Raw genomic sequence first — 24,164 nt, 5'->3', positions numbered from 1 at the left:
ACCTTTTCTTTTTCTAACAGAGCGGATGAAACTCTTCTAACAATTTTCGAGCTTCTTCTTTATCCGTTTCATTGATGATTACTTCAACGGGGGCAAAGCCTCCTGATGAGACTTGCCAAGGAGCTAAACTTCCCAGTAGCCGGTTGTTTAAAAAGTTGATAATGCCATGCTCATTAAGCAGCATACTTACTGCTTCGGCATTGATTGGGTTTCCGGAGTAAATGACAAATGTCTTGGCTGTGTTTATCATCTATCAAACGGTTGAGCTTTCCATGTTAAAAAGAATGCTTTCCTAATCTTTTGAAAACGGACCTACTCTTTGGTTTCAGGAGGCGTTGTTTTCATTTTTAAAGGACAGTACAACGGGCAATGACCTAACATACTGGTCAGTAAGAAAATGACAGCCAGAATCAGTAAGATGATTCCAAATGTGCCGGTTACAATATCGGTGAAATACAAAACAGCAATGATGGCTGCGACAATTAACCGGATAAGCCGATCCGCGATTCCCATGTTCTTTTTCATTTTTCTCAATTTTTTGATTGAATATTCTTGTTTACAGCGCATTCCGGAATAAAGTTTCATTGAAGGACGAATTGTTAACGATGCTGCTGCTGATTCAATCGCTTCGGTAATTGGTAGTTGTCATAAACTAAAAATCACAATAAGTGTTAATGTGATAGCTATTAGATGAAAAGTATTTTCTTTCTCATTTTAAAAATTTTATTTTCACTTCACTTTACCAAAAGACACTTTCGATGAAGAGAATTTATCACTTTCTAGTTTCCACGTCATTTATGGGGTTTCTGTTGTTGGTGCTGGCATTTGCCATGGCCATTGCTACGTTTGTAGAGAGTAGTTATGGAACACCGGCAGCAAAAGCATTAATCTATAATACCCGCTGGTTTGAGCTTGTTTTTCTGTTTTTAGGAATCAATTTGGTGCACAACTTTTTTCGGTACCGACTTTACACCAAAAAGAAGTTAAGCATCGGGCTCTTCCACCTTTCATTCATTGTAATTATTATCGGAGCAGCGATTACTCGTTACATTAGTTTCGAAGGAATTATGCACATTAGGGAAGGGGCTACTTCTGATTTTATTGTTTCTACCGATTCCTATTTTTCGGTAAAAGTGAATGGAGAAGAGACTGCAGAGAAGGTGATCTTTTCAGAATTGAGCTATAAAGAGTTTGACGAAGATCTCACGATTGATGGGCAGGATGTTTCGATTAAGTCAATTGGTTTTGTGCAACATGCCTTGCGTTCGCCCATTGAGAGCCCAACAGGAAAGCCGATGGTTGATTTTGTGGTTTCGGCCGGACAAGGCATGCAGGGATTTACTTTTGGTAAAGGCGAGTTGGTGAACCTGGGACCCGCAACCTTGGGATTTGAAGGGAATGCCGACATTCGATTTGAGCAGGAAGGCGCTAAGCTTTTTATTTTAGCGGATCGTGATTTGGAGATTCGTTCGATGGCAGGCGGAGAGCCAGAAGTTGTTCCCGCAGGAACACGCTCCGAAGTGAAGTTGATGCACCTCTACGGATTTGACAACTACCTGGTGTTGGTGAAGAAATTTTATGAGAAAGCGAGCCTGCGTGTAACCAAAGATGGTTCGGGCAGCTCTCCGGAAGATGCTGTGATTGTTGAAATATCGGATGGCGAACGGCAGGCCGTTGTGAATGTCTTTGGAAAAGCCGGACAGATTGGCGAGCCGATAACGTATATGGTTGGAAACACGCCCGTGGAGCTTACCTATGGATCAAAACCGGTTTACCTGCCCTTTAGCCTGAGGCTGAAGGATTTTCAGTTGGAACGTTACATCGGTTCTGAAAGCCCATCGTCATTTGCCAGTGAGATTGAGCTGCTTGATCAGGAGCACAATGTGCAACGGGATGTCCGTATTTTTATGAATAATACGTTGAAATATCGTGGTTTCCGTTTTTATCAGTCGTCATACGATCAGGATGAATTGGGAACCGTACTTTCAGTGAATAAAGATTTCTGGGGAACATTTGTGACTTACGTTGGCTATTTGCTTTTGACCTTGGGCATGATTTGGTCTTTGGTCAATAAAAATGCTTATTTCCAATATTTGGTTCGTCACCTAAAAATGGCTGGTTCTTCCAAAGTGGGCGTTATCGCCTTGTTGTTTGTGTTGGCTGGCAATACAGCAACCGCTCAGTCTAGCAGCACGGCTACGATCCCACGTTTGGACAAGGAGCTGGTGGATGATTTTTCCCGCTTGTGGGTGCACGGGCGTGATGGCCGGATTGAGCCGATGTCAACCTTGTCGGGAGAAATCCTTCGGAAGTTGAGCCGGAAATCTTCGCTCAATGGCATGTCTTCGGATGAGGTGGTTTTAAGCATGAACTTACATCCGGATCAATGGAAATCTGTTCCATTCTTGAAAATTGACCCAGAAGTGGCGAAAGCCATTGGGGTGAAACAAAAATATGCCCGGATTACTGATTTGTTTGATTTGGGTGGCCATTATCTGATTACCGACCAAGTGAAGGCGGCCTTTGCAAAAGCTCCTGCATTCAGAAACAAAATGGATAAGGAGTATATCTTTCTGGATGAACGAATCAACATTTGTTTCATGGTATTCAATGGCGACCTGTTGACCTTCTTCCCGCCGGTTGATCAGTCGGATGCATGGTGGGGAGTGGGAAGCAATCCCACAGGCTATCCAACGGCCGATTCATTGTTTGTCAACCGAAGCTTTGGCTTGTTGTCCGAAGCAATTAACAATCCGGAGAGCGACATTCAACCACGGCAAATAATGGCAACAGTTGCTGCCTTTCAGGATAAATTTGGAAAAGAAATTTTACCATCAGAGCAAAAACGTTCGGCCGAGATGGTTTACAATCAATACCAACCATTCAAACGTATTTTCCCATTCTACTTATTACTTGGTTTTGTATTGCTAACCATTCTGTTTGTTAATATTTTCAGACAAAAAGGAATTCAAAAGGGAGTAAAAGGTATTTTCTCGGGACTGATTATACTCACTTTCCTGATTCATACGGGAAGTTTGATTTTGCGCTGGTACATCTCAGGACATGCTCCGTGGAGTAACGGTTACGAGTCGATGATTTATGTTGCTTGGGCAGCCATGTTGGCCGGTATCATTTTCGGACGCAAGTACCCAATGGTACTGGGAACTGCGGCTTTCCTGACCGGAATTACCTTGTTTGTGGCTCATCTAAATTGGATGAATCCGGAGATTACCCATTTGGTGCCGGTGTTAAAATCGTATTGGTTGCTGATCCATGTGGCCGTAATTACCGCCAGCTATGGGTTTATTGGCTTGAGTGCTTTCTTGGGAATTCTGGTGCTGTTGCTGTACATCATCATGAATGAGCGGAACAAAAAGAATGTTGATCATTTTATTGACCAGTTAACCACAATTAGTGAATTGTCGGCGACAATTGGTTTGTACATGCTTACCATCGGAACTTTCCTTGGTGGAGTATGGGCTAACGAAAGTTGGGGACGCTATTGGGGCTGGGACCCGAAAGAAACCTGGGCGCTGATTACGGCAGTGATTTATGCCTTTATAGTTCACATGCGTTTGATTCCTTCGTTGCGTGGCCGCTACAATTATAACCTGGCAACCATTATTGGTTTTGCTTCAGTGCTGATGACTTACTTTGGGGTAAACTACTTCTTATCTGGACTTCATTCCTATGGGAAAGGATCAGCAGAGGGAATTCACTGGGCAGTTTATGCTTCCGTAGGCTTGATTACCTTCATGGCCGTTTGGTCCTATTTCAAGTTTAAGAAATACGAGGAAGTTATGAAGGATTGATGTTGTTTCTCTGTTGAAAATGAGCTCATTGTTTCGATTCTGAATTATTTTGAATAATTTTCGGACTTGACAGCATGGCAACGGGTTAGTTCAAATATAAGGTGAAATATTACCTTTGCCGCGTTCTGAGATGTTTAACGAAACAAGGAAACATGGGAAATGACGTTAAGAGAACGTTTGATATTTTAGATTGGTGTGAGTCAAACTATCCGCGGGAAGATGCTCTTGGAGGCAAAGCCAATGGGAAGTGGTACACCTATTCTACTTCGGAATATAAAAAGCAATCGCACTACTTCGCGATGGGAATGCTGGCCTTAGGCCTGCAAAAGGAAGATAAAGTTGCCACGGTTACAGTTAACCGACCAGAGTGGAATTTTGTAGATATGGGCTTGGCCATGGCAGGCATGGTGCATGTCCCCATTTATCCGACAATTGGAGATGAGGAGTACCGGTATATTCTGGAACATGCTGAAGCAAAATACCTGATTGTAGGGGAGAAGAAGCTGTTTGAAAAGCTCAAGCCCATTGCGGATGAACTGGGAACCGTCAAGCAGATTTATACCTTTGAGAAAGTTGAGGGAGCTGCTAATTTCCAAGAGATTATTGACTTGGGAAAAGAGCAGGAGGCTCAATGGAAAGGGGCGCTGGAAAAGATAAAGGCCTCCATTACCCCGGAGGATATTGCAACTTTAATTTATACTTCAGGAACAACCGGAGTGCCGAAAGGAGTGATGCTTAGCCAGGAGAACTTGGTGGCTAATTTCACGGCTCACTCAAAAATGCACCATTTAGGAAAAGATCACCGGGTCATTAGCTTTTTACCGCTGTGCCATGTGTACGAGCGGAGTGTTAATTACCACTTTCAATACAAGGGAATGGGTGTTTATTACGTCGGTAACCTGGGGCAGATCGTATCAGCCATCAAGGAAGTGAAACCACATATGTTTAACTCAGTTCCTCGCTTGTTGGAGCGTGTTTATGATGGTTTTGTGTCCAAAGGAAAGGAACTCAAAGGCATTAAGCGTGCCATTTATTTTTGGGCCTTGAGCCTGACGCGGCATTTTGAATACAACCGAAAGTACAACCTCTTTTTGAAATTGCAGATTAAGTTGGCCGATAAGCTGGTTTATTCGAAATGGCGCGAAGCATTGGGAAATAACATTACCTATGTGGTTTCGGGAGGTGCTGCATTGCAACCTCGTATTGCCCGGGTGATGGGCATGGCCGGAATGTACACCTTGGAGGGTTATGGATTAACAGAAACTTCACCGGTTATTGCGGTGAATAACCCGGCTTTGGGTGAAATGAAGGTGGGAACAGTTGGCCCGGTGCTGGATGGTGTTGAGGTGAAGATTGCTGATGATGGGGAGATCTTGTGCAAAGGCCCATCCATTATGAGAGGCTACTATAAAGCGCCTGATTTAACCGCTGAGGTGATTGATGAGGAAGGGTGGTTTCACACCGGCGACATTGGCTTCCTGGATGAAGGGAAGTACCTGAAAATTACCGATCGCAAGAAAGAGATGTTTAAGATGTCGGGCGGCAAATACATTGCTCCGCAGATGATTGAGAATAAGCTGAAGGAGTCTTTCTTTATTGAGCAAGCCATGGTAATTGGTGAGAATGAAAAGTTTGCCAGTGCCCTGATCTCGCCAAACTTTGAGTACCTGCACGATTGGTGTTCGGAGCATAAAATCCATTTTCGCGATAATGAAGAATTGGTGCAAAAGAAGGCGGTTAACACACAATTGCTAAAAGAAGTGGCGGTGATCAATAAAACCTTGGGGCAGCATGAGGAAATTAAGCGATTTCGGTTGGTTTGTGAAGAATGGACACCACAAACCGGGGAGTTGTCTCCAACGCTGAAATTAAAGCGCAACTACGTCGCTAAAAAGTACCAGCATATTATTGATGAGATTTACTCATCGAAAGCGGGTAATGGAAATGGCAAATTGAAATTACCCAAGCTGAAAGTAAACCTACGTTTTGATATGAACGAATTGCTGAAAAAGCTAAAAGAATAATTTTCCGTCCTTGCGAAGGAGGAACGACTGAAGCAATCTGTTATTTCGAGGATTGCTTCCTTTTTCTTTTTAAAGAAATTGTCAAGTGTTATGCACGGGGTGTCTGACAAATCTCCTTCATAGCTAAATCTCTGTGTTACGCTGTGCTCTCTTAGTTTTTTAACCACAGAGAACACGGAGCTTTTTTGCTATTTTTTTACTCGGAAACAGAAAGGGAAAGTTCCTGTCTGTTGGTGTCAAGGGCTTCTTTAAAAGGAATCTTCAAGAGTTATCTCAAGCGGTGTTGGAAAATTTCTTTCATAGCTAAATTACTGTGTTCCTCTGTGGTTTGTTTGATTTTTAATCACAGAGAACACGGAGCTTTTTTGCTATTCTTTTTATTCTGAGACAAAAAAGGGAAAGTACTTGTCTGGCGGAGTCAAGCGATTTCTTTTAAGGAATCTTCAAGAGTTATCCCAAGCGGTGTTGACAAATTTCTTTCATAGCTAAATCTCTGTGTTCCTCTGTGGCTTCTTTGATTTTGAATCACCGAGAACACGGAACTTTTTTGCTATTTTTTTTATTCTGTGACAAAAAGAAAAAGCGCCTATCTTATAGAGACAAGCGCTTTCTTTAAAAGAAAATCGTTTAATTACATAATTACCCGGCTCCATGGAATTGCAGCAAGTATAATTAGATACGCAATTCCGAAGAAGACCAGCGAAAGACCAAATTTTTTCCGGTCGCTGCCTGCTTTTTTACTTTTACTGCGCCCAATGTGCACCAAAACAACAGCAATAAGCATCATCAGAAAATGCTCCACCGCGTAAAAACGAAGGTCTGCATTTTTCATGGCTGCACCAAAGTCTTGAAAAGCCGCTTGAGTAATGGGGCTGATAAAAAAGTACAGCACCAAGCCCGTAAGTAGCTGAAGATCCATGACTGAGGTGAAAACAATGCTCAGAATATTGTCTGATTTACGCCAGCTTTTTTGGCTGAACCAACCCATAAAATACTTCAATAGTGTAATCAGTGCCAGCAATAAAATCAACCATCGCAGCGAATTATGCAAGTGTAATAATCCTGTGTACATAGTCATTAATTTGTATTCTTATCATAGAACGTTTTCCGCGACTTTTGGTTGAAAATATTTCACGATTTCGGCGTCGATTAAGGGCTTTTCTCAAGGCTCAAATGATTTCGAGCGTATTAGATCTTTTTTAGAACAACTTTATCCTCTTCTTTTCCGGAGCAGGTGCGTAAAAAAAGATCAATTTCCGGGAAAAGAGCAGGCTCGTAGTTGCCCGGTTTGATAAAGGTTGAACGAATAATTCGGAGCTTATTTTCTTCTGTGACTTCATAGCTTAGAGAATAGTTTCCTAAGGTTGATTCCAGAGTCAGGTCTTTCGGAGTAAACTCAATCGTATAATCAGTTGGAATCTCAAATTGAATGGTGTCGTTTGTGGTATAGCCATTGGCTAGGAAGAAACTCGCTTTTCGATCTTGATCTAATCGACTAGGAAATAGATTTTCGAATAAGAAATGTGGCTTGACCAATAGACGGCTTCCTGCTTTCTGACTGTAACGACTGATTGTTCCTTCCATACTGACTGTCGCTAGAGGAAGACTTTTCTCCGGGTTTGCAATTTCAAGATTGGTAAAAGAAAGTCCGTCGATTGAAAAGGCTTTTAATAGCATTTTCTTTTGTTCTTCAGCAGAACTATGAACAAGGGAAAAAACGCTTTCAAACAGGTAATTTTTAAAGCGTGTTTGTGAATTAAAGCGAGCTTCTCCTGTTTCTTGCAGAACGACAGCTATGGTGCTGTTCCGTGTATTCTCTGAAGGAAGGTAGTTGGTTGTTTTGACCAAGGTGCCTCCCTGCTCATCAATTAGTAAGCCGAAGCGGTTGGCATTGCTAGCACCGATGTAACCGAAGGGATAGTTTTGATTGGTACATTCAAGCCAGATGGTATCCTTCTCTAAAGGAACACATAAAATGATGTGGTTTGTTTGGTTAAGGCTTGAATAGTCGGGGTATTTAATTTCGCGATATTTCCCATTTCCAATTACCGTATAATAGGAATGAATCCCGATTCCTTGCAGGAGTGATTTCATGTAATTACTAAGCGCTTTGCAATCTCCATAGCCCTTCTCATCAACTTCCAGAGCGGTTAGTGGTTGAAAGCCGCCAATGCCCAAAGCTACGTTAACGTACCGGGTTTTCGCCTGCATGTACTCGTAAAGTGCTTTCACCTTTAACTTAGGTGTCGTGATGGTATCAGTTAAGTTGGTGATTTCAGCTAGCCTTTCCTGAGGAAGTTGATCTCTCCCTTGAATGAGTTGAGCGACCCACTGTCCCATTGATTGCCAGGTCTCAAAGTTTCCTTCATATCCTTCAAATGAAATTTGAACTGGAGAAAGCATAACAACAGGGAGTAGTTGTTGATAGGAGAGTGTGTAGCTTTCGTTCGGAATTGCCTGGAGGTTTTTGGCCTGCCAAACATGATGGATCGTCTTTTCATCGTTGGTTGAGCTATATTCAATCTCGGTGTTGAATGCTTGGTATTTTAAATCAAAGTCAACAGGAGTGGAGTAGCTTAATTCCGCAAACTCAACGGCAGTGTCAAACCAATCCGTTGGATACCAATCCGAAAAACTGACAACACTTTTATGTTTGGTCGTATAACTATACTCAACGGTGTAAGGGTAATGACTATACGCTGGAGTGTAGTGCTTTATTCGACTGTCGGTGAATAAGGTGTAGCTATTGGAATAGGCGTAGTCCGCAACTTCTTTCGATTTGACTTTTCGAATGGACTCTCCTTGCTGATTGTATAGCCGTATTGATATATCATCAACACTTGAGTTTCGGTCATAGTAGATTCGGAGTTCAGCAGTAGATTCTCCACTTTCATTCAGAATGGTAACGATGTAGTGAATGCTTTTCTCGTAAGTTGAAAGCCCGGTTCTTACGTATTGGGTGGAGCTGTGCCGAATGACAGCATTGGCATCTTCCTTTAAGGAATCAGGAATTAAATCGCTGTCCCAGTTGGATTGAGCATTGCTGCTGATATGAAAGAATAAGAAGACGAATAGTGCGTATGTGAATCGTTTCATCATCAAAAATCCGAATTATTGATTAAAGTTGCTTTAGAACAATGACATCATTTTGTTTATCAATGACAAACTGAAAGAATTTTTTTAAAGCATCGTACTCCAATGGACTAAATATGCTTTTGTTAATCTTCATGACCGAATTTATGGTTAGGTGCTGGCCGGCCCGATGTACTTGAAAGTGAAAGCTTCCATTCCCTTCAGGCAACTTGACGATCATCGGCTCAGGAATTTCAGTTATTTCCAGGTTGGCAGGAATAATATAAGTGTAAACATTTTGGAAGGTATGAGGGTAGTTGAATTCAACCGGATATTCTCGCTTCTCTAACTTGAATGGATTCTCGCTAAAAAATGGATCTAAAGTTGGAGTGAAGTAGAGCATTTCACCAGCACCTTCAATTTTATGTTTTGGAAGGACCTCATAGGCTAAACTCAATTTTTGTTGCTCTCCTTCAAGTCCTTGAATTTCCATATTTTTTACCTCAAAGCCTGTGTTTTTTTCTTCCAGTTCTGAGAAGAACTCTTGAGGATCATTGATTTCGTTGAGCCTCGATTTATAATCAAAGGCGCCATAGTCCTGAAAATTTTTACTTACTTTTCCTGAAAGAGCTAGTGACGAATCGATGGAGAGTTGGTACATCGCTTTGATTGTATATGGCTTATAGTTTTCCAGGTCAATCCATTTCTCGGGGTAGTTGCCGATAACTCGACCGTTGTGGTTCAAACAGTACGGGGGAATTAAGTTCAAACTCGATATTGGACTGGTTGCATCTAGCAAATAAGTATTGCCGTCAATTTCAGCCATAGCTATAACATAGTTAAAGCGACTCAATGATGGGTGAGCAGGGTGAATAATACCATTATCGCGAGTGCTTAGTACTACCGGAAAGCTATTAATATCAAGGCTTCGAAGAAGGGCTACCAGGTTTAGATTGATGTCAGCACTATTGCCTTCTCCGTTTTTATAAGGTTTGGATAAATTGGTGTCTACATATTTGCTCCTGACATTGTTCCAGCTTATTTTTCTTTGAATATGTTCCAATGCGGCATTTACTAATTCTTCATTTTGTGCTCCCGACTCTTTGAGTGTTGCAATCGCCTCACGTAGGTGTCCTGTGTCATTAAGCCTTCTGCCAAAATATTCGTTGTTGAGCAATTTCTTGTCAATTTCGTCCCAGCTAGTCGTGTAGTAATTTAGTGGCTGGTTGGGGAATTTTGTATACTGTAGTTCGAAATCAACTTTGGATAGATAGTTTTCATCTGTTTTTACAAACTTTTCGTCTGGAAAAGCTGGAACGTTCGTCGCTTCATAATAGTTGACTATTTCTTCAAAGTCAATTTCATTGGTGTGGAGCGTGCTTTTAACAATTCTGTTTCCAGTTCGTTCACGACTTGTTAGGGTAATTCTCCCTCTTTTGGCTTTTTGACTTACGCTAAATGGATAATAGCCAAACTGTGTTTGATTGTAATTGAAATACTCAGGAATTGTAACTTCGTAATTGCTTTGTAAAACAGGTATTTGCCGTTGAAAGTACCATTCTTGTAGATTGAATAGAAAGTCTGAAATAACCAGGTATTCAATTTCAATAATTGTTCCTGCTTTTAGGTTTGGCATGGCAAATTTACAAGTCTCCCAGTTTTCGGAGGTTTCTTCGTAAATGATGTCTTTACGATCGAGCTTTGTTTTTTCTATTTTTCCATCAACAAGGTTATAGCTGAATCCTCGAATGGAGAAAACTTCTTCTTTATCCGAATTTGAACGATATAAAGGGATACGAATATCTCCCCAGGAGAAACCTTGGTTGTCGACTATTTTGATTTTACAATGACGTTTGAAATGAAGCTGAAAACCTTTGTCTTCCATTGTTGTGTTGTACTTGAATTCAGACTTTCCAAAGTCAAAAATAAAGAAGGCATGTGCATTGGAGTCAATGGGGCATAACAATTCATCGAATTCTTCTTTTTCTATCTTTCCAAATTTAGGAGGGTTGGTTTGGGCCAGAGCTTGTCCGAAAATTAAAGCCAAAAATATCGGAGCGAAGATAACATAGGGTGTGATTTTCATAAGTGAGGTTTTTTGGTTAAGAAATGTTGTAAGCTTTGATTATTCTGGTAGTGTGTATAGTCTTGATTAAATTAGTTGGTTAGTAGTAGATTGCTTGTGTTTAATATTTTGATAAAAGTTATGGATTTTTAATGTTGAATCATAATTTCAGACGAAAAATGGGCATTATTTATTTTATGTCTACATAGAAAAGACTTCTTTTCTATTCGATTTTATATGAATTCTAGCTATTCCCAAAGGAGGTTTCCTTGTTCGTCGAGTTCCCAAAATGGCGCCCAGCTAATCTCCCAATGATGGCCATCCGGATCGGCAAAGTAACAATGGTAACCTCCCCAAAATGTTTCAACAGGTTTAACCAGCGAAGTTCCTCCATTGGCAATGATTTGAGCGAAGAGTGTATCGACATCTGTTTTGTTTGGAAGATTGATTGCGAGGGTAATCCCGGAAAACCCACTTCGTTCAGGCGAGCAAGCGGCATCCTCAGCCAAAGGGACGATGGGATAGAGAGCAAAGATGATTCCTGCCTGGTTGTAAAAGGCAATTTGCTCGTCGCTTCCTGTTGAGGGAATCCAGCCTAGTGCATTTTTGTAAAACGTACGGGAACGGTTCAGGTCTTGTACACCTAGGGTAACAATATTTAAACGAGGAGATAACGATTGGCTTGGTTTGTTCATGGCTTGGGATGGGAGTATTGCTGGTTTGAAAAGGTCGTAAAGAATGCTTTTAGTTCGCGCTTTCGGTCAGCCGATAGTTGGTGCCAGCGTATTTCCTGAATAGCTCCTTCCAAGGCGCAAAGCATGCTGAAGCAAGCTGTGGTGTCTATTGTTTTAAGCCGGATGAAAGCTTGTTCTGCTCCCAGAGATTTGAGTTCGTCGGGAGTATCGATTCCTGCTTCATGGAGCTTGTTGACGATGGTTTTTCCAAGGTTCGGAAGTTGGGCCAGTTGTTCCATCAAAAGTGGTTTTTTTACAAATTTAACCAGAAGGGGTGATTGCCCATGTATTTTTTGTATCGAATTAAGAAAAAATGTTGTAAAATAGCTGAATTGAATTGAGAGGTTGTTTTATGAGGTTCAGGGGGGTAGGTGCAATTGAAGCAAACAAAAGTGTAAAAACTTGTTAATGCTGTCGTAGAAGTGTGTTTGCGATTTCTCAATTGACCAGATTTTGACTTATTTAGCTAGCCTAATTGACTAACACCATGATAAAACCTGCCTGTATCCTCTTTTGCCGGTGTAGCGCTGGTGTAATTTCTTCAGAAAAGTTAGACCAACTAAGTAGTTGTTTTAAGCAGTTGGCCGTTGATGTTTTTGAGCTAAATGATTTGTGTGCTTTTTCTGTGAATGAGAAAGAGGTGCTGCAAACAATCATGGCAGATTATCAAAAGAAGATCATTGTTGCCTGCTATCCAAGGGCTGTTGAAAATCTCTTTCGTCAGGCTAAAATTGCTTGGGATGATGTGGCGGTTCTGAATTTTAAAGAATTGGAGCCGGCTGAGATTGAACACAAATTGCAAGAAGATTACGACCTAACTGCAGGGGAAGCTCATTACCATGTTCGAGATACTGATTTAAAGGTGCCAGCTTGGTTTCCGGTTATTGATGAGTCGCGTTGTACTTTGTGTGGGCAATGCGCCCGTTTTTGTTTGTTCGGGGTGTATAGTTATAACCGGAAAAGCCTGAAGGTAATTAATCCATTGGCCTGCAAAAATAACTGCCCGGCTTGTGGAAGAACCTGTCCTGCTTCTGCGATTATTTTTCCGCGCTTAGCCGAGAAAACACCTTTGGCAGGAGCAGAACCAACACGTGCTGTTCAGGTACCGGAGAAAAAAGGAGGTTTGTTTGTCTTGTTGAATGAACGTAACCAAAACCGAAAATCAATTTTTCGAGAGGGAGTGGTTCAACTAGCGGAAGAAGAGAGACGAAAAGCATTGGAAGCGTTGAAACAATCCAGCAGAAAGGAAGAATGATTCATGTTGAAGCAATTGTTATTTAAAACAGATAAGAAGTGTTTGTACAAGTTTGTGTACAATCTGGGAATTAAGGGAACCCTTAGTTTTAATCGTTTTCAGAAACGATTGAATCGGGGGGAGTTCTTTCCGGCTTTTCACTTTATTTCGGTGACGGATGACTGTAATTTAAATTGTCAGGGATGCTGGGTGACTGGTAAGAAGAAAAACAGCCGGTTGAGTATGGAGCAACTGGATCAAATCATAACAGAGACCAAAGCTCAAGGATCATATTTCTTTGGTATCTTGGGCGGAGAGCCGCTTTTGTACAAGCCCTTGTTCGAGGTTTTTGAAAAGCACCGAGATTGTTATTTTCAGTTGTTTACGAATGGCACCTTGCTGGATGCGGCTACTGCCGATAGACTTCGGAAGTGTGCTAACGTTAGCCCGCTGATTAGTTTTGAAGGGGATGAGCAGGTGGCCGATATTCGTCGTGGGGGGAAACAGGTTTATCGCAAAACACAACAGGCGATTGATGTGGCAACGCAAGCGGGTTTGGTGACAGGAGTCGCCATGAGCGTGTGCAAGTCGAACTTGGAATTGGCACTTTCTCCGGATTTCATTCATTCGCTGATTCAAAAAGGAGTGAGCTATTTGTGGTATTACATTTATCGGCCGGTAGGCGAAAATGCTACAGCAGAGTTAAGCTTAAGCCTGGATGAAATTCAACAGCTGCGGCAACATATGGTGGATGCACGCTCAAAATATAAGCTCATGATTATTGATGCTTACTGGGATGAAAAAGGAAAAGGCTTGTGTCCGGCTGCATCGGGCTTGAGTCATCATATCAATGCATCGGGCTACATTGAGCCTTGTCCGGTTATTCAGTTTGCGACTGATCGTGTTGGAAACCAACCATTAGCTGATATTTATCGGGACTCTGCTTTCTTGAAAGATTTGAAGACAGCTATTCCGGCAAAAACATCGGGATGCATCATTATGGAAGATCCCCAGTGGTTGGTTGATTTTACCGAGAAGTATGGAGCTTTAGATACGTCTGGGCGGGGCAATGAAGCTGAGCGTTTGCGGGCGATGGCCCCGGTTTGCAGTCATGGTGCCGGGGAGCCGATTCCGGAAACGAGTTGGATTTACCGATTTGCTAAAAAACGCGCCTTCTTTGGATTAGGCGCCTATGGATAATGAGCATGATTAATACACAACGACTATTAAAGGTCCCAAAGGATGTGCGGCTTCGTAGTTTGCTGCGAAAGGAAATTGAACAGTTGGTTGCGCAAAAGCAGTTGCAGCCTCCGGTCGATTTCGATCGCTTGCAGGAGTTGGCTTTGGAGTTAATTCAGCAGCTCGGGGTTGATGAGGTTTACCTGGATTTTGTTATTGTGTTGGCTGGAAATGAAATTTGGCGTGAGGTGGTTGCAGCAACACCATTTGAACGCCGCTTATTGCTCTTGCCTCAGTGTTTAAAAAATGCCAATTCATGCCAAGGTGAAATGGATGAGTTGGGCTTGCTGTGTGCAGGATGTAAAGGCTGCCAGATTGAGTCGGTGCTGAGTAAAGCAGAAGCGTTGGGATACACTACTTTGGTGGCCGAAGGAACAACCGTTGCTGTTGGCTTGGTTGAGGAAGGAGCGATCGATGCCGTGATTGGAGTGAGTTGCATGCCTGTTCTACAGCGTTCGTTCGAGCCGGTATCGCGTGCTGCAGTTCCTGTGTTGGGCTTGCCTTTGCTGGATGACGGGTGTGAGAATACGCAGCTGGATTATGGTTGGCTCTTTGAAGAGATGCATCAACTGAACCGAAAGCCGGAGAAAACCCCTTTGTCCGTTTCGTTATTAAAAGATCAGGTGCAGGATTATTTTTCGGACTATACCTTACAGCACTTTTTTCAGAATCAGGATGAAACATCTGTTTTAGCCAAAGAAATGCTTATGCGCGGAGGACAGCGTATCCGCCCGCTTTTGACTGTTTTAGCCTATCGATCTTATGCGTCAAATCCGGATGATGATATTCAAGCAAGACTGGCATTAATTATCGAGTGTTTTCATAAAGCTTCGCTAATTCATGATGATATAGAAGATGATGATGATTTCCGCTACGAGCAGAAGAATCTACATAAAACACATGGTACGCCGATCGCCATTAATGTAGGCGATTATTTGGTAGGAAAAGGCTATCAGTTATTAGCCGACTTAAAGGTCGCTCCATTCGTGCTGAGCGAATCATTGAAGATCGTCGCTAATTCTCACTTGACCCTGGCTGTTGGGCAGGGAGCGGATTTGGCACTGGAAAAGCAGAATTATCAGTTTTCGGTGGATGAGTTGCTGACCATCTTTATTCAGAAAACCGGTGAAGCAGTGAAAGTTGCACTGCTTTTAGGGGCAATCAATGGTGGAGCTTCCCAAGAAGACCAAAAGACCTTGAGACAATTTGCTGACTGGTTTGGTATTGCATATCAAATTCGGGACGACCTGAATGAGTTTCGTGACGCAAATCAGCAGGAACACTTGCATCATTTCCCTTTCTTGATGGCCTTGCTTCGGGAAAATCATCCGGAGTATGCTTCTAATGGTAAGCCTGAGATTGTTCATCAGCTACTTATTAACAAGGAAGTTGATAAGCATGCCGAAGCGTTTTTAGAACTCTATGTGAATAAGTGTTATCATGAATTGGATCGCTTACAAAATTTGAAGTTGAGGTTAAGCCTGTATGGGGTGATGGGAAAAATCTTTTAGCAAAGCATGAATAACCACTCCGAATACCTTCCCATTTACCAACGATTTATTCGTTATGTGAAAGTTGGGCTACTTGCTTTAGATCAGGAAAGCCGGGAGGAAGTTATCGCCTTTATCGAGGATCAGCAGCAGTCAAGTGGTGGTTTTAAAGACCGTGGCGAACAGGAAGATTTATATTATTCGCTGTTTGGCTTTTGGCTGGCAAAGGCTGCAGGCTTGGAACAACAGTTGGAAGCACTTCAAAACTTTATTTTGCAGCAAGAGGAAGAGCTCAACTTGGTTGATCGCTATTCGTTGATGTTGTTGCGAAGGGGATTGAATTTAGCCGATCAAGGAGGCTTGAATTTTTTTAGACAGCTTTTTCGACGCGATTATCCGGTCAATTTTTCGTACCAGCTTTTTCTATTCCTTTTGGTTTTTGATGCGCGATACGGCTATCGAAGAAAGTGGTATCGGATATTTCAATCACTGATTGGCTTGTACCGTATTCCTTCCGGAGCTCCTTGTAGCTTGGTGGCGGCTTGGCTGGTTGCATCCAGCCAAGTAGGGCTTAAAACCAATCGAATGCAAGCGCGTTTAATGAATTATTGGGATGGGGAGCATGGATTTAAAGCGTTCGAAAATGGAATCTCCAGTGATTTACTATCCACAGGAGTCGCACTTTTTGCGCTTCGTGAGGCGGAAGCTGAATTGCGGTTGCTAACTCCCGGAAGTTTGAATTTTATTCAGGCGAATTATGAGAAAGGAGCATTTCTATCGGGCGATGGTGATGAGACCCGGGATTTGGAATACACGTTCTATGGCTTATTGGCTTTAGGATGCATATTGGATTCAGAAGAAACAATATTGAACTAACAAATGGACTGTTATGAAATACGATCAGCTAGAAAGACGCTACGATGAACTGACGGCAATTCTTAGAACCCGGTACAATGAGAAAGGATACTGGGAGGGGCGTTTATCTTCCAGTGCTTTGGGGGTAGCTGTAGCGATTGCTGCTTTGCATTTTCACAACGAGTCCAAACATCAGCAAGCGATTGCTAAAGGCTTGAGTTGGCTGAAGCGGAACATCAACCAAGATGGAAGTTTTGGGGATACTCCGGAGAGTAAAGGAAATGTTAGCACAAGTTTGCTGGTTTACGCTGCCATTAATTTGTATGCAAAAAATGACGCGGACTTAGCTTCTCTTCAGCACAAAATAGAAACCTATTTGAAGTGTCACGATATTGATATTTCTACGGGGCAGGTTACCAAAGCCATTTTACAACATTACCAGAAAGATTATACCTTTTCAGTGCCAATTCTTACCATGTGTGGGCTCTGTGGAATTCCCGGTCCGGAAGCTTTTCGGGCGATTCCGCAATTGCCATTTGAGTTGGCCTTGGTTCCCCGACGGTTTTATCATCTGCTTAACCTGAGCGTGGTGAGTTATGCCATTCCTGCATTAATTGCAGTTGGTATTGTGGTGTATAAAAAGAAACCTTCCAATATGCTGAGTCGGATGGGGCGTGAGTGGGCGATAAGACCTGCACTAAACTTGTTGCGGCGGTTGATGCCTGCAAGTGGTGGCTTTTTGGAAGCCATGCCATTGACTGCTTTTGTTTGTTTAAGTTTGGTTGAGGCTGGTTATGCGGATGAGGAAGTTGTTGAGCAAGGAATTCAGTTTTTGTGCCGCACACAACGAGAGGATGGAAGCTGGCCAATCGATATTGATCTTTCAACCTGGGTGACCTCTTTATCGGTTAAATCGTTACGATCGAACGTGAAGGAAGTGCTTGCCAAAGAAGAACAGGAAGCCATTGTAGACCACTTTAAATGCATTCAAAATAAAGAAATACATCCATTCAACGGAAGTCGTCCGGGAGGGTGGGGGTGGACAAACTTTTCTGGCTCTGTTCCTGACGGAGATGATACTCCTGGAGCGGTGCTCGCCTTGTTGCGCTTGCAAGATAAAGAAAAGGTGCAGGCGGAAGTATTGGCAGCAGCTGAGTGGCTGGTCCAATTGCAAAACCGGGACGGTGGAATGCCAACTTTCTCTAAAGGGTGGGGAAAATTGCCATTCGATCAGAGTTGTGCGGATTTAACCGGGCATGCTTTGCTGGCTGTTTCAACTTGTATTGAAACTTATGGCGATGTCCTATCGACACAGGCCGCCAAAAAGGACAAGCGTTTTTGCCAACGGGCATTGCAGTATCTTCGCAAACATCAACGAGAGGATGGTAGTTGGTTGCCTTTGTGGTTTGGTAATCAGCAGGTGGACGAACATGCCAACCCCGTGTATGGAACAGCGCGTGTTATTACTTACCTGAAGGATATGAGTCAGCACAGATGGTTAAAAGATGATGAGCGTTTGCTGTTGGAGCAGCTGATGCATTCAGGTATTCGTTATTTAGGTGGAGCACAAAATGAAGATGGTAGTTGGGGCGGACAAAAGGGGTGTCCTGGTTCGTTGGAAGAGACGGCACTGGCCGTAGCGGCTTTGGCTGGCAGTGAGTGGCGTTTGCATGTTAAGCGCGGGGTGGAATGGATGGATACCTACTACCAGCAACAAGGCTTGAAAGCAAGTCCAATTGGACTTTATTTTGCATCGCTGTGGTATGATGAGCAGATGTATCCGTTGACTGCTTATCTGGAAGCTTTGTCGCGTTTGTTGGAGCTTAGAAATCAGCTTTCCGTATAGTGCTTAGTTGTTCTCCTTCAGTGGTATGGTAATTTCCCATCAGGTTAACGGTTAGACAACTGTGTACAGGAATGATTTCGACCAAGTCTCCTACATTAAATCGATGAAAATCCCGGAAAGTAATCTTTAAAATACCATGCTCTTGCGACATGTCGCACAGGTAGTTTTTCTCATCCAACAGAATCTTCTCTTTACCTTCCCGAACAACAATTTTCCCGTAGAGGTTTTTTCCGTCAATATTTACAATCGAGTCTTTCGAAATATGAATGGCTCCACCATAAATGGTAACCTCGTTGCGCGAGCCATGCTTGGCAATAACCGGGCAGACAAGTCGTATGGCAATATCCTCGAACGAACAGCTGCCAAGCTTATGCTGCATTAGGTCGTAAAATACGAAGTTACCGGGGCGGAGTTCATCCACTCCGTCAAAGTTTTCACAAATGCTTGCCGAAGGTGTGTCCCCTAATGAAACAATCAGGTCGGGCCAATCCTTACGATACCGGCTTTTTAACCCTCGCATTTTTAGGAGTGCATCAAAATGAATGTTGAAAATCTCGTGCTTCGTTTTGGTCTTGTAAGTGTGTCCGGCATGTGTCAGAAAACCTTTAAATTGAAGGTTGGGATTTTGCGAACAGATTTTTAGAATGGCATCAATCTGGTTGGTCTTACTGGCCATAATTCCAGTTCGGTTATAACCAGTATCGATTTCAATGAAGATCCCAACCGGTGATTTGATGAACTTGTCCAGTTGGATCATTGTATCCCTGTTTTCAACAAGCAGGTTGAGGTTAATTTTGTTGGCCAGTGAATTAATGTCATTGATCTCTAATGGATTTACCGGAAGTGCAATGGTAATGTCTTTCCAGCCATGTTGAGCAAAATAGTTGGCCATGTGAACGGAGGATACGGTGATTGCAGTAACGCCAACATCACGGAACCATTCCCCGATTTCGGCCGATTGGTGGGTTTTAAAATGAGGCCTGAAGAATAAGTTTTTGGCTTTGGCTTTATCGGCCATTCGTTTGATGTTTCTTAAGCAAACTTCCTTGTCCAGTACCAGGGTTGGGCGCACAATATCCATAAACGTTCTTTTTTCTGGGTGTTTATACCTGTTTTGTTTCAAACTCTTCGAGATCGATAAGTTCTTGAACGTTCTAAAAATAAAACTCGTGGTTCTATTTTGTTAATCATTCAAATCGCAAACACTTATACGGCAGCTTTGGGTGCGACCTGTGTCATACTCAACAGCTTGTATTTATGTTCTGTTTGTCAATAAAATCAAAATCAGTTGAAGGGAGTAAAGTCGCACAATCCGAATAAGCAACCTAAAAATAGTATTTAAAGTTTGTTTTGAAAAGAAAAGTGGTTCGAATTAACGTAAAAACAAGCTTGGGAGACTAAATTAGGCTATAGCTTGTTGGGTTTTCGTAGAAATGAAGTTTACAAAGTTGATGTTTATGCAGACGCTTGAATGCCAAAAGAGCCCCTTTTTTTAGAAGGAGCTCTTTGCAAATTGAGATATATTGTCAATTATTTTTGTTCAATTTTAATGGTCTGAGCCCTGTTAGGACCAACAGATGCGATGGTGATTGGAAGACCAGTTTCTTTCTCGATAAAGCTAATGTAGTTGTTTAGCTCTTCTGGAAATTCATTCTGGTGCGTTAGCTTTGTAAGATCGGTTTTCCATCCTGGAAGCTCCACGAAAACAGGCTTCACATTGTCTCCTAATTCGAATGGAAACTTGTCAACCACTTCTCCGTCGATTTCATATCCCACACAAATTTTGATGGTGTCAAAATCATCTAATACGTCACCTTTCATCATGAACAGCTCGGTAACACCATTGATCATGATGGAGTATTTTAGAGCAACCAAGTCTAACCAGCCACAACGTCTAGGACGTCCTGTTGTTGATCCGTATTCATTTCCGGCATCGCGAAGTTTCTGTCCTGTTTCGCAGTGTAACTCTGTAGGGAATGGTCCCATTCCTACACGTGTACAGTAGGCTTTGAAAATTCCGTAAACATTACCAATCTTTTGAGGGGCGATTCCTAGTCCGGTGCAAGCTCCTGCACAAATAGTGTTGGAAGAAGTCACAAAAGGATAAGAGCCAAAATCAATGTCGAGCAATGTTCCTTGAGCTCCTTCAGCTAAAACTGATTTGCCATCCTGAATCATATCGTTGATCATGTGCTCTGAATCAACGAATGTAAATTGTTTCAGTGCCTCAATACCTTCGAACCATTCTTTTTCAACTTCTTCCAATAGCTTGGAGTAGTCAAACTCATAATACTTGTCCAGCAGGTCTTTATGGGCGTTAATACGTGAAGTATATTTTTCTTCAAAGTTCTCAGTCAGATCTCCAACACGTAAGCCATCGCGTCCAATCTTGTCTTTGTAAGTTGGTCCAATTCCCTTTAAGGTTGATCCAATTTTTGTATCGCCTTTGGCAGCTTCTGATGCTGCATCAAGCATTTTGTGCGTTGGAAGAATTAGATGTGCTTTTTTAGAGATATAAAGGTTTTTGCGAAGATCAAGACCATGCTTTTTGATGCTCTCAATTTCGTTTTTGAAAATTAAAGGATCAAGGACAACCCCATTTCCAATCACGTTGGCCTTATTCTCATGAAAAATTCCGGATGGAATGGTGTGTAAAACTTGTTTAAAATCGTTGATCTCAAGCGTGTGACCTGCGTTTGGACCTCCTTGAAACCTGGAAATGGCATCGTATTTAGGGGTTAAAACGTCAACAATTTTTCCTTTTCCTTCATCTCCCCACTGGAGACCTAATATTACATCTACTTTCATTCTATGTGGTTTACTAATTTTCAAACATAAGTAAACCGCAGAAATTAAGTCAAAAACAAGGACTGATTTCTACGGTGCCAACATGAAATTTATTTGGCGAATAAAATTACAAATAATTTTTTCAATCGGGCATAAAAAAACCTCTGTTTCATCAGAGGTTAACTATTTATAATGAGTTAAAACATTTTAGGAGTCAAGGCTTTCCCCATAAATATACAGGGTGTGGTGCGATAACTTGAAATTATACTTCGAGCAAGCTTCTTCAATAATCTCCCGAATTCGAGGGTCATAAAACTCTTTGACAATTCCGCTGTTGGTGTCAATCAAGTGGTCGTGTTGCAGGGTTGCAAAAGCTTTTTCAAACTGGGCAATGTTTTTGCCAAACTGATGTTTGACGACCAATTTGCATTCGAGTAATAGATCAATCGTATTGTATAATGTTGCCCGGCTGACCCTGTAATTTTTATTTTTCATGGATATATAAAGCGACTCAATGTCAAAGTGCCCTTCTCTGGAATAGATTTCTTCCAGGATTGCAAATCGCTCGGGTGTTTTCCGGTGACCATTTTTCTCCAGGTATTCTGTGAACATGTTCTTCACAGTATCTTTCGTTTTATGGCTATTCATACTTAAACCAGTTTTAAATAAAGCCCAAAAATAGTAAAATTTTAATGATTGTTTAGACTAAATAAAAATTAATTGTCGATTTTTTCAATCCGCTCGATTGTGTCTATCCCTTTGATTTTCATTAGTCGGGAAATTAATTTATTTAAATCCTCAAGGTTGTGAATGTATATATACAGGTCGCCTTCGAAAATACCATCGTGGGTGTCAAACATGACTGTGCGCATGTTGATGTTGCTCAGTTTCGAGATGATGTTCGTTACTTCGTTTACAATCCCAACGCGATCGAATCCGTTGATTTTGATGTGGGTAAGGTAAGAGCGTTTCTTAAAGTTAGTCCACTCAGCGGTTATAATCCGATCGCCATGTTGAGACATCAGTTTGTTCGCCTCAGGGCAGTTACGCTTGTGAATGATGACATGATTGGCTGAATTCAGGTAACCTAAAACGTCATCCCCGGGAATTGGTTGGCAACATTTTGCTAAAGAGTAGGTACTTTCGTCAGGATCTTCTTTGAGTAGAAACGTATTTTTCTTATTGATTGACTTGGTTGGAAGGTTTAACTCATGCTCTGTTTCCGAGTTTTTGCGTCCCATTCCAAACGATAGCTTCCAATACTTGGCCAGTTTGTTTTCGCGTCTGGTTTTTAAAATGCTTTCCAAATCGTCAATTTGGATGAATCCCATTCCTACATGAGCATAGAGCTGGTCTTTATTGGAAAGGCTGTAGTGCGATGTCAGCTTTTTCAAGGTATCAGAAGACGGCTTTATTTTGTATTGACGAAGCTTTTCTTCAATAATCTCACGTCCTTTTTCCAGGTGCCTTTTCTTATCTAACTTAAAGGCTTGTTTGACTTTGCTTTTGGCTTTTGCTGTCACCATGAATTGAAGCCATTCCAAATCTGGCTTTTGTGTTTTTGAGGTCAGAATTTCAACCTGATCGCCACTCTGGAGGACATAGCTAACGGGGACGAGCTTATGATTGATTTTAGCACCAATACATCGATTCCCCAGATCGGTATGAATCTCGTAAGCAAAATCAATAACGGTGGCGCCTTTGGGTAGGTTAATCATATCGCCCTTTGGGGTAAACACTACAATCTCAGAAGAAAACAAGTTCATCTTGAATTCGTCCAAAAACTCCATCGCATCGGATTCTGGATTTTGAAGCATTTCCCGGATTTTCTCCAGCCATTTGTCCAATTCAGTTTCGGGTGACTGGACACCTTTATATTTGTAGTGTGCTGCAAAACCACGTTCTGCAATTTCATCCATTCGCTCTGTTCTGATTTGAACTTCAACCCACTTTCCTTGCGGGCCCATCACCGTGACATGAAGCGCCTCGTAACCATTCGCTTTGGGAATGGTGATCCAATCGCGGATACGGTCAGGCTTTGGCTTATAAATGTCGGTGATGAGCGAGAGAATATCGAAGCATTGCCGCTTTTCAGAGACATTGGATTTGGGCTTGAAAACAATTCGGATGGCGAGTAAGTCATAAACTTCGTCAAACGAAACCCCTTTTGTTTGCATTTTATTCCATATGGAATAAATGGATTTTAAGCGACCGGAAATGGAAAAATTGATGTCCTCACTTTTCAGTTGAGTTTGTATCGGTTTGACAAACTCATTAACGAGGTATTCGCGCCGCTCACGTTGGTTACTTAACCGGAGAACAATTTGATCGAATGTTTCCGGTTGTTTGTATTTCAGACTTAGGTCTTCAAGCTCTGTTTTGATTGAATATAGCCCCAGACGATGAGCTAAAGGAGCGAATATGTATAGCGTTTCAGCTGCAATTTTCAACTGTTTTGCGGCTGGCATGCTATCCAAAGTGCGCATGTTGTGCAAGCGGTCTGCCAACTTGATGAGGATAACACGAACATCATCGGATAGTGTCATCAACATTTTTCGGAAATTGGTTGCTTGTTTTGAATCGTGCTGAGCCGTTATTTCGTCGGAAAGCTTGGTCAGCCCATCAACAACTTTTGCCACCTTTTCGCCAAACAAATTCTGGATATCATCCAGCGAGTAGTCGGTGTCTTCAACCACATCGTGCAGGATGGCTGCAATAATCGAGGTGGCTCCAAGTCCGATCTCTCCAGAAACAATCTGGGCTACTGCAATCGGATGGATGATGTAGGGTTCTCCCGATTTCCGTTTTACTCCGGCATGTGCACTGTTGGCAAACTCAAATGCTTTTTGAATTCGCTCCCGCCCCTCATCTGTAATTCGCTGATCAAAAGTATTGGTGAGATTTTCGTAGTAATCAGCGATAAGTCGTTGCTCTGCCTTTGTTTGTAATTTATTCATCTCCATCGTTCAACTAAAATCTTGAAGCCTTTTCGTATTGTAAACGGTA

The 24,164-nt window shown here is 42.1% G+C and carries 18 protein-coding genes; 7 read left to right on the top strand and 11 right to left on the bottom strand.

Translation table 11 applies throughout. From position 1 onward, the window contains the following. Window positions 1–13 precede the first annotated feature (13 nt). Window positions 14–250 carry a putative signal transducing protein gene (locus BM156_RS19065; protein ID WP_093921502.1) on the bottom strand — a complete coding sequence of 79 codons (237 nt, stop codon included), beginning with the start codon at window positions 248–250 and terminating at the stop codon, window positions 14–16. A 62-nt stretch (window positions 251–312) separates the two neighbouring features. Continuing rightward, complete coding sequence (locus tag BM156_RS19060) at window positions 313–525, bottom strand: YgaP family membrane protein (protein WP_093921511.1); 213 nt, start codon at window positions 523–525, stop codon at window positions 313–315. A 233-nt stretch (window positions 526–758) separates the two neighbouring features. Between BM156_RS19060 and ccsB the strand changes: the two genes are divergently transcribed. Continuing rightward, a complete protein-coding gene (ccsB, locus tag BM156_RS19055) occupies window positions 759–3,812 on the top strand; it encodes a c-type cytochrome biogenesis protein CcsB (RefSeq protein WP_093921501.1) in 3,054 nt (1,017 codons plus the stop codon). A 152-nt stretch (window positions 3,813–3,964) separates the two neighbouring features. Continuing rightward, on the top strand, window positions 3,965–5,836 hold the full coding sequence (locus BM156_RS19050; RefSeq protein ID WP_093921500.1) for an AMP-dependent synthetase/ligase: 1,872 nt from the start codon (window positions 3,965–3,967) through the stop codon (window positions 5,834–5,836). A gap of 631 nt (window positions 5,837–6,467) precedes the next feature. Here BM156_RS19050 and BM156_RS19045 read toward each other — a convergent pair. From BM156_RS19045 to BM156_RS19025, 5 genes are all read right to left on the bottom strand, one after another. Beyond that, window positions 6,468–6,908, bottom strand: coding sequence for a hypothetical protein (locus tag BM156_RS19045; RefSeq protein ID WP_212733560.1), 441 nt, complete (start codon window positions 6,906–6,908; stop codon window positions 6,468–6,470). 116 nt (window positions 6,909–7,024) lie between these two features. Continuing rightward, entirely contained in the window at window positions 7,025–8,935 is a 1,911-nt protein-coding gene (locus tag BM156_RS19040) for a DUF3857 domain-containing protein (RefSeq protein ID WP_093921498.1), read from the bottom strand. Between the two features lie 19 nt (window positions 8,936–8,954). Beyond that, window positions 8,955–10,994: a DUF3858 domain-containing protein gene (locus BM156_RS19035; protein ID WP_093921497.1), complete on the bottom strand. Its 2,040-nt coding sequence runs from the start codon at window positions 10,992–10,994 to the stop codon at window positions 8,955–8,957. Window positions 10,995–11,221: 227 nt separating this feature from the next. Then, the gene (locus tag BM156_RS19030) at window positions 11,222–11,668 is read right to left on the bottom strand and encodes a VOC family protein (RefSeq protein ID WP_093921496.1); all 447 of its coding nucleotides are present in this window, start codon (window positions 11,666–11,668) and stop codon (window positions 11,222–11,224) included. Then, window positions 11,665–11,946, bottom strand: a complete 282-nt coding sequence (locus BM156_RS19025) for a TfoX/Sxy family protein (protein WP_093921495.1) — start codon at window positions 11,944–11,946, stop codon at window positions 11,665–11,667. Before BM156_RS19025 ends, BM156_RS19030 begins: the two co-directional genes overlap by 4 nt. Before the next feature lie 248 nt (window positions 11,947–12,194). On the opposite strand from BM156_RS19025, the gene BM156_RS19020 reads away from it, so the two are divergent. From BM156_RS19020 to BM156_RS19000, 5 genes are read left to right on the top strand one after another with little or no spacing between them, the layout of a single operon-like run. Then, window positions 12,195–12,962, top strand: a complete 768-nt coding sequence (locus BM156_RS19020) for an ATP-binding protein (protein ID WP_139218336.1) — start codon at window positions 12,195–12,197, stop codon at window positions 12,960–12,962. A gap of 3 nt (window positions 12,963–12,965) precedes the next feature. Continuing rightward, window positions 12,966–14,141 (top strand): radical SAM protein, encoded by a 1,176-nt coding sequence (locus tag BM156_RS19015; protein ID WP_093921493.1) that lies wholly within the window; start codon window positions 12,966–12,968, stop codon window positions 14,139–14,141. A 5-nt stretch (window positions 14,142–14,146) separates the two neighbouring features. Then, window positions 14,147–15,691, top strand: coding sequence for a polyprenyl synthetase family protein (locus tag BM156_RS19010; RefSeq protein WP_170847016.1), 1,545 nt, complete (start codon window positions 14,147–14,149; stop codon window positions 15,689–15,691). 6 nt (window positions 15,692–15,697) lie between these two features. Next, window positions 15,698–16,546, top strand: coding sequence for a hypothetical protein (locus tag BM156_RS19005; protein WP_093921491.1), 849 nt, complete (start codon window positions 15,698–15,700; stop codon window positions 16,544–16,546). Between the two features lie 13 nt (window positions 16,547–16,559). After that, window positions 16,560–18,371, top strand: a complete 1,812-nt coding sequence (locus BM156_RS19000; RefSeq protein ID WP_093921490.1) for a prenyltransferase/squalene oxidase repeat-containing protein — start codon at window positions 16,560–16,562, stop codon at window positions 18,369–18,371. On the opposite strand, the gene BM156_RS18995 is transcribed toward BM156_RS19000, so the two are convergent. From BM156_RS18995 to BM156_RS18980, 4 genes are all read right to left on the bottom strand, one after another. Then, window positions 18,349–19,452, bottom strand: a complete 1,104-nt coding sequence (locus tag BM156_RS18995; protein ID WP_093921489.1) for an alanine racemase — start codon at window positions 19,450–19,452, stop codon at window positions 18,349–18,351. The two genes, BM156_RS19000 and BM156_RS18995, sit on opposite strands and share 23 nt — an antisense overlap. 449 nt (window positions 19,453–19,901) lie before the next feature. Beyond that, the gene (locus tag BM156_RS18990) at window positions 19,902–21,179 is read right to left on the bottom strand and encodes an adenylosuccinate synthase (RefSeq protein WP_093921488.1); all 1,278 of its coding nucleotides are present in this window, start codon (window positions 21,177–21,179) and stop codon (window positions 19,902–19,904) included. Window positions 21,180–21,365: 186 nt separating this feature from the next. Next, window positions 21,366–21,806 carry a Fur family transcriptional regulator gene (locus BM156_RS18985; protein WP_093921487.1) on the bottom strand — a complete coding sequence of 147 codons (441 nt, stop codon included), beginning with the start codon at window positions 21,804–21,806 and terminating at the stop codon, window positions 21,366–21,368. 68 nt (window positions 21,807–21,874) lie between these two features. Beyond that, window positions 21,875–24,115 (bottom strand): RelA/SpoT family protein, encoded by a 2,241-nt coding sequence (locus tag BM156_RS18980; RefSeq protein WP_093921510.1) that lies wholly within the window; start codon window positions 24,113–24,115, stop codon window positions 21,875–21,877. Window positions 24,116–24,164: the final 49 nt, after the last annotated feature.

The organism is Sunxiuqinia elliptica (genome assembly GCF_900113005.1).
Taxonomy (GTDB): domain Bacteria; phylum Bacteroidota; class Bacteroidia; order Bacteroidales; family Prolixibacteraceae; genus Sunxiuqinia; species Sunxiuqinia elliptica.
This window is presented reverse-complemented; position numbering and strand designations above follow the sequence as displayed.

Bases quoted from the DNA above. Each gene is read 5' to 3' on its own strand.
- BM156_RS19065 (WP_093921502.1), bottom strand. From the start codon at position 250: ATGATAAACACAGCCAAGACATTTGTCATTTACTCCGGAAACCCAATC.
- BM156_RS19060 (WP_093921511.1), bottom strand. From the start codon at position 525: ATGAAAAAGAACATGGGAATCGCGGATCGGCTTATCCGGTTAATTGTC.
- ccsB (WP_093921501.1), top strand. From the start codon at position 759: ATGAAGAGAATTTATCACTTTCTAGTTTCCACGTCATTTATGGGGTTT.
- BM156_RS19050 (WP_093921500.1), top strand. From the start codon at position 3,965: ATGGGAAATGACGTTAAGAGAACGTTTGATATTTTAGATTGGTGTGAG.
- BM156_RS19045 (WP_212733560.1), bottom strand. From the start codon at position 6,908: ATGTACACAGGATTATTACACTTGCATAATTCGCTGCGATGGTTGATT.
- BM156_RS19040 (WP_093921498.1), bottom strand. From the start codon at position 8,935: ATGATGAAACGATTCACATACGCACTATTCGTCTTCTTATTCTTTCAT.
- BM156_RS19035 (WP_093921497.1), bottom strand. From the start codon at position 10,994: ATGAAAATCACACCCTATGTTATCTTCGCTCCGATATTTTTGGCTTTA.
- BM156_RS19030 (WP_093921496.1), bottom strand. From the start codon at position 11,668: ATGAACAAACCAAGCCAATCGTTATCTCCTCGTTTAAATATTGTTACC.
- BM156_RS19025 (WP_093921495.1), bottom strand. From the start codon at position 11,946: ATGGAACAACTGGCCCAACTTCCGAACCTTGGAAAAACCATCGTCAAC.
- BM156_RS19020 (WP_139218336.1), top strand. From the start codon at position 12,195: ATGATAAAACCTGCCTGTATCCTCTTTTGCCGGTGTAGCGCTGGTGTA.
- BM156_RS19015 (WP_093921493.1), top strand. From the start codon at position 12,966: ATGTTGAAGCAATTGTTATTTAAAACAGATAAGAAGTGTTTGTACAAG.
- BM156_RS19010 (WP_170847016.1), top strand. From the start codon at position 14,147: ATGATTAATACACAACGACTATTAAAGGTCCCAAAGGATGTGCGGCTT.
- BM156_RS19005 (WP_093921491.1), top strand. From the start codon at position 15,698: ATGAATAACCACTCCGAATACCTTCCCATTTACCAACGATTTATTCGT.
- BM156_RS19000 (WP_093921490.1), top strand. From the start codon at position 16,560: ATGAAATACGATCAGCTAGAAAGACGCTACGATGAACTGACGGCAATT.
- BM156_RS18995 (WP_093921489.1), bottom strand. From the start codon at position 19,452: ATGGATATTGTGCGCCCAACCCTGGTACTGGACAAGGAAGTTTGCTTA.
- BM156_RS18990 (WP_093921488.1), bottom strand. From the start codon at position 21,179: ATGAAAGTAGATGTAATATTAGGTCTCCAGTGGGGAGATGAAGGAAAA.
- BM156_RS18985 (WP_093921487.1), bottom strand. From the start codon at position 21,806: ATGAATAGCCATAAAACGAAAGATACTGTGAAGAACATGTTCACAGAA.
- BM156_RS18980 (WP_093921510.1), bottom strand. From the start codon at position 24,115: ATGAATAAATTACAAACAAAGGCAGAGCAACGACTTATCGCTGATTAC.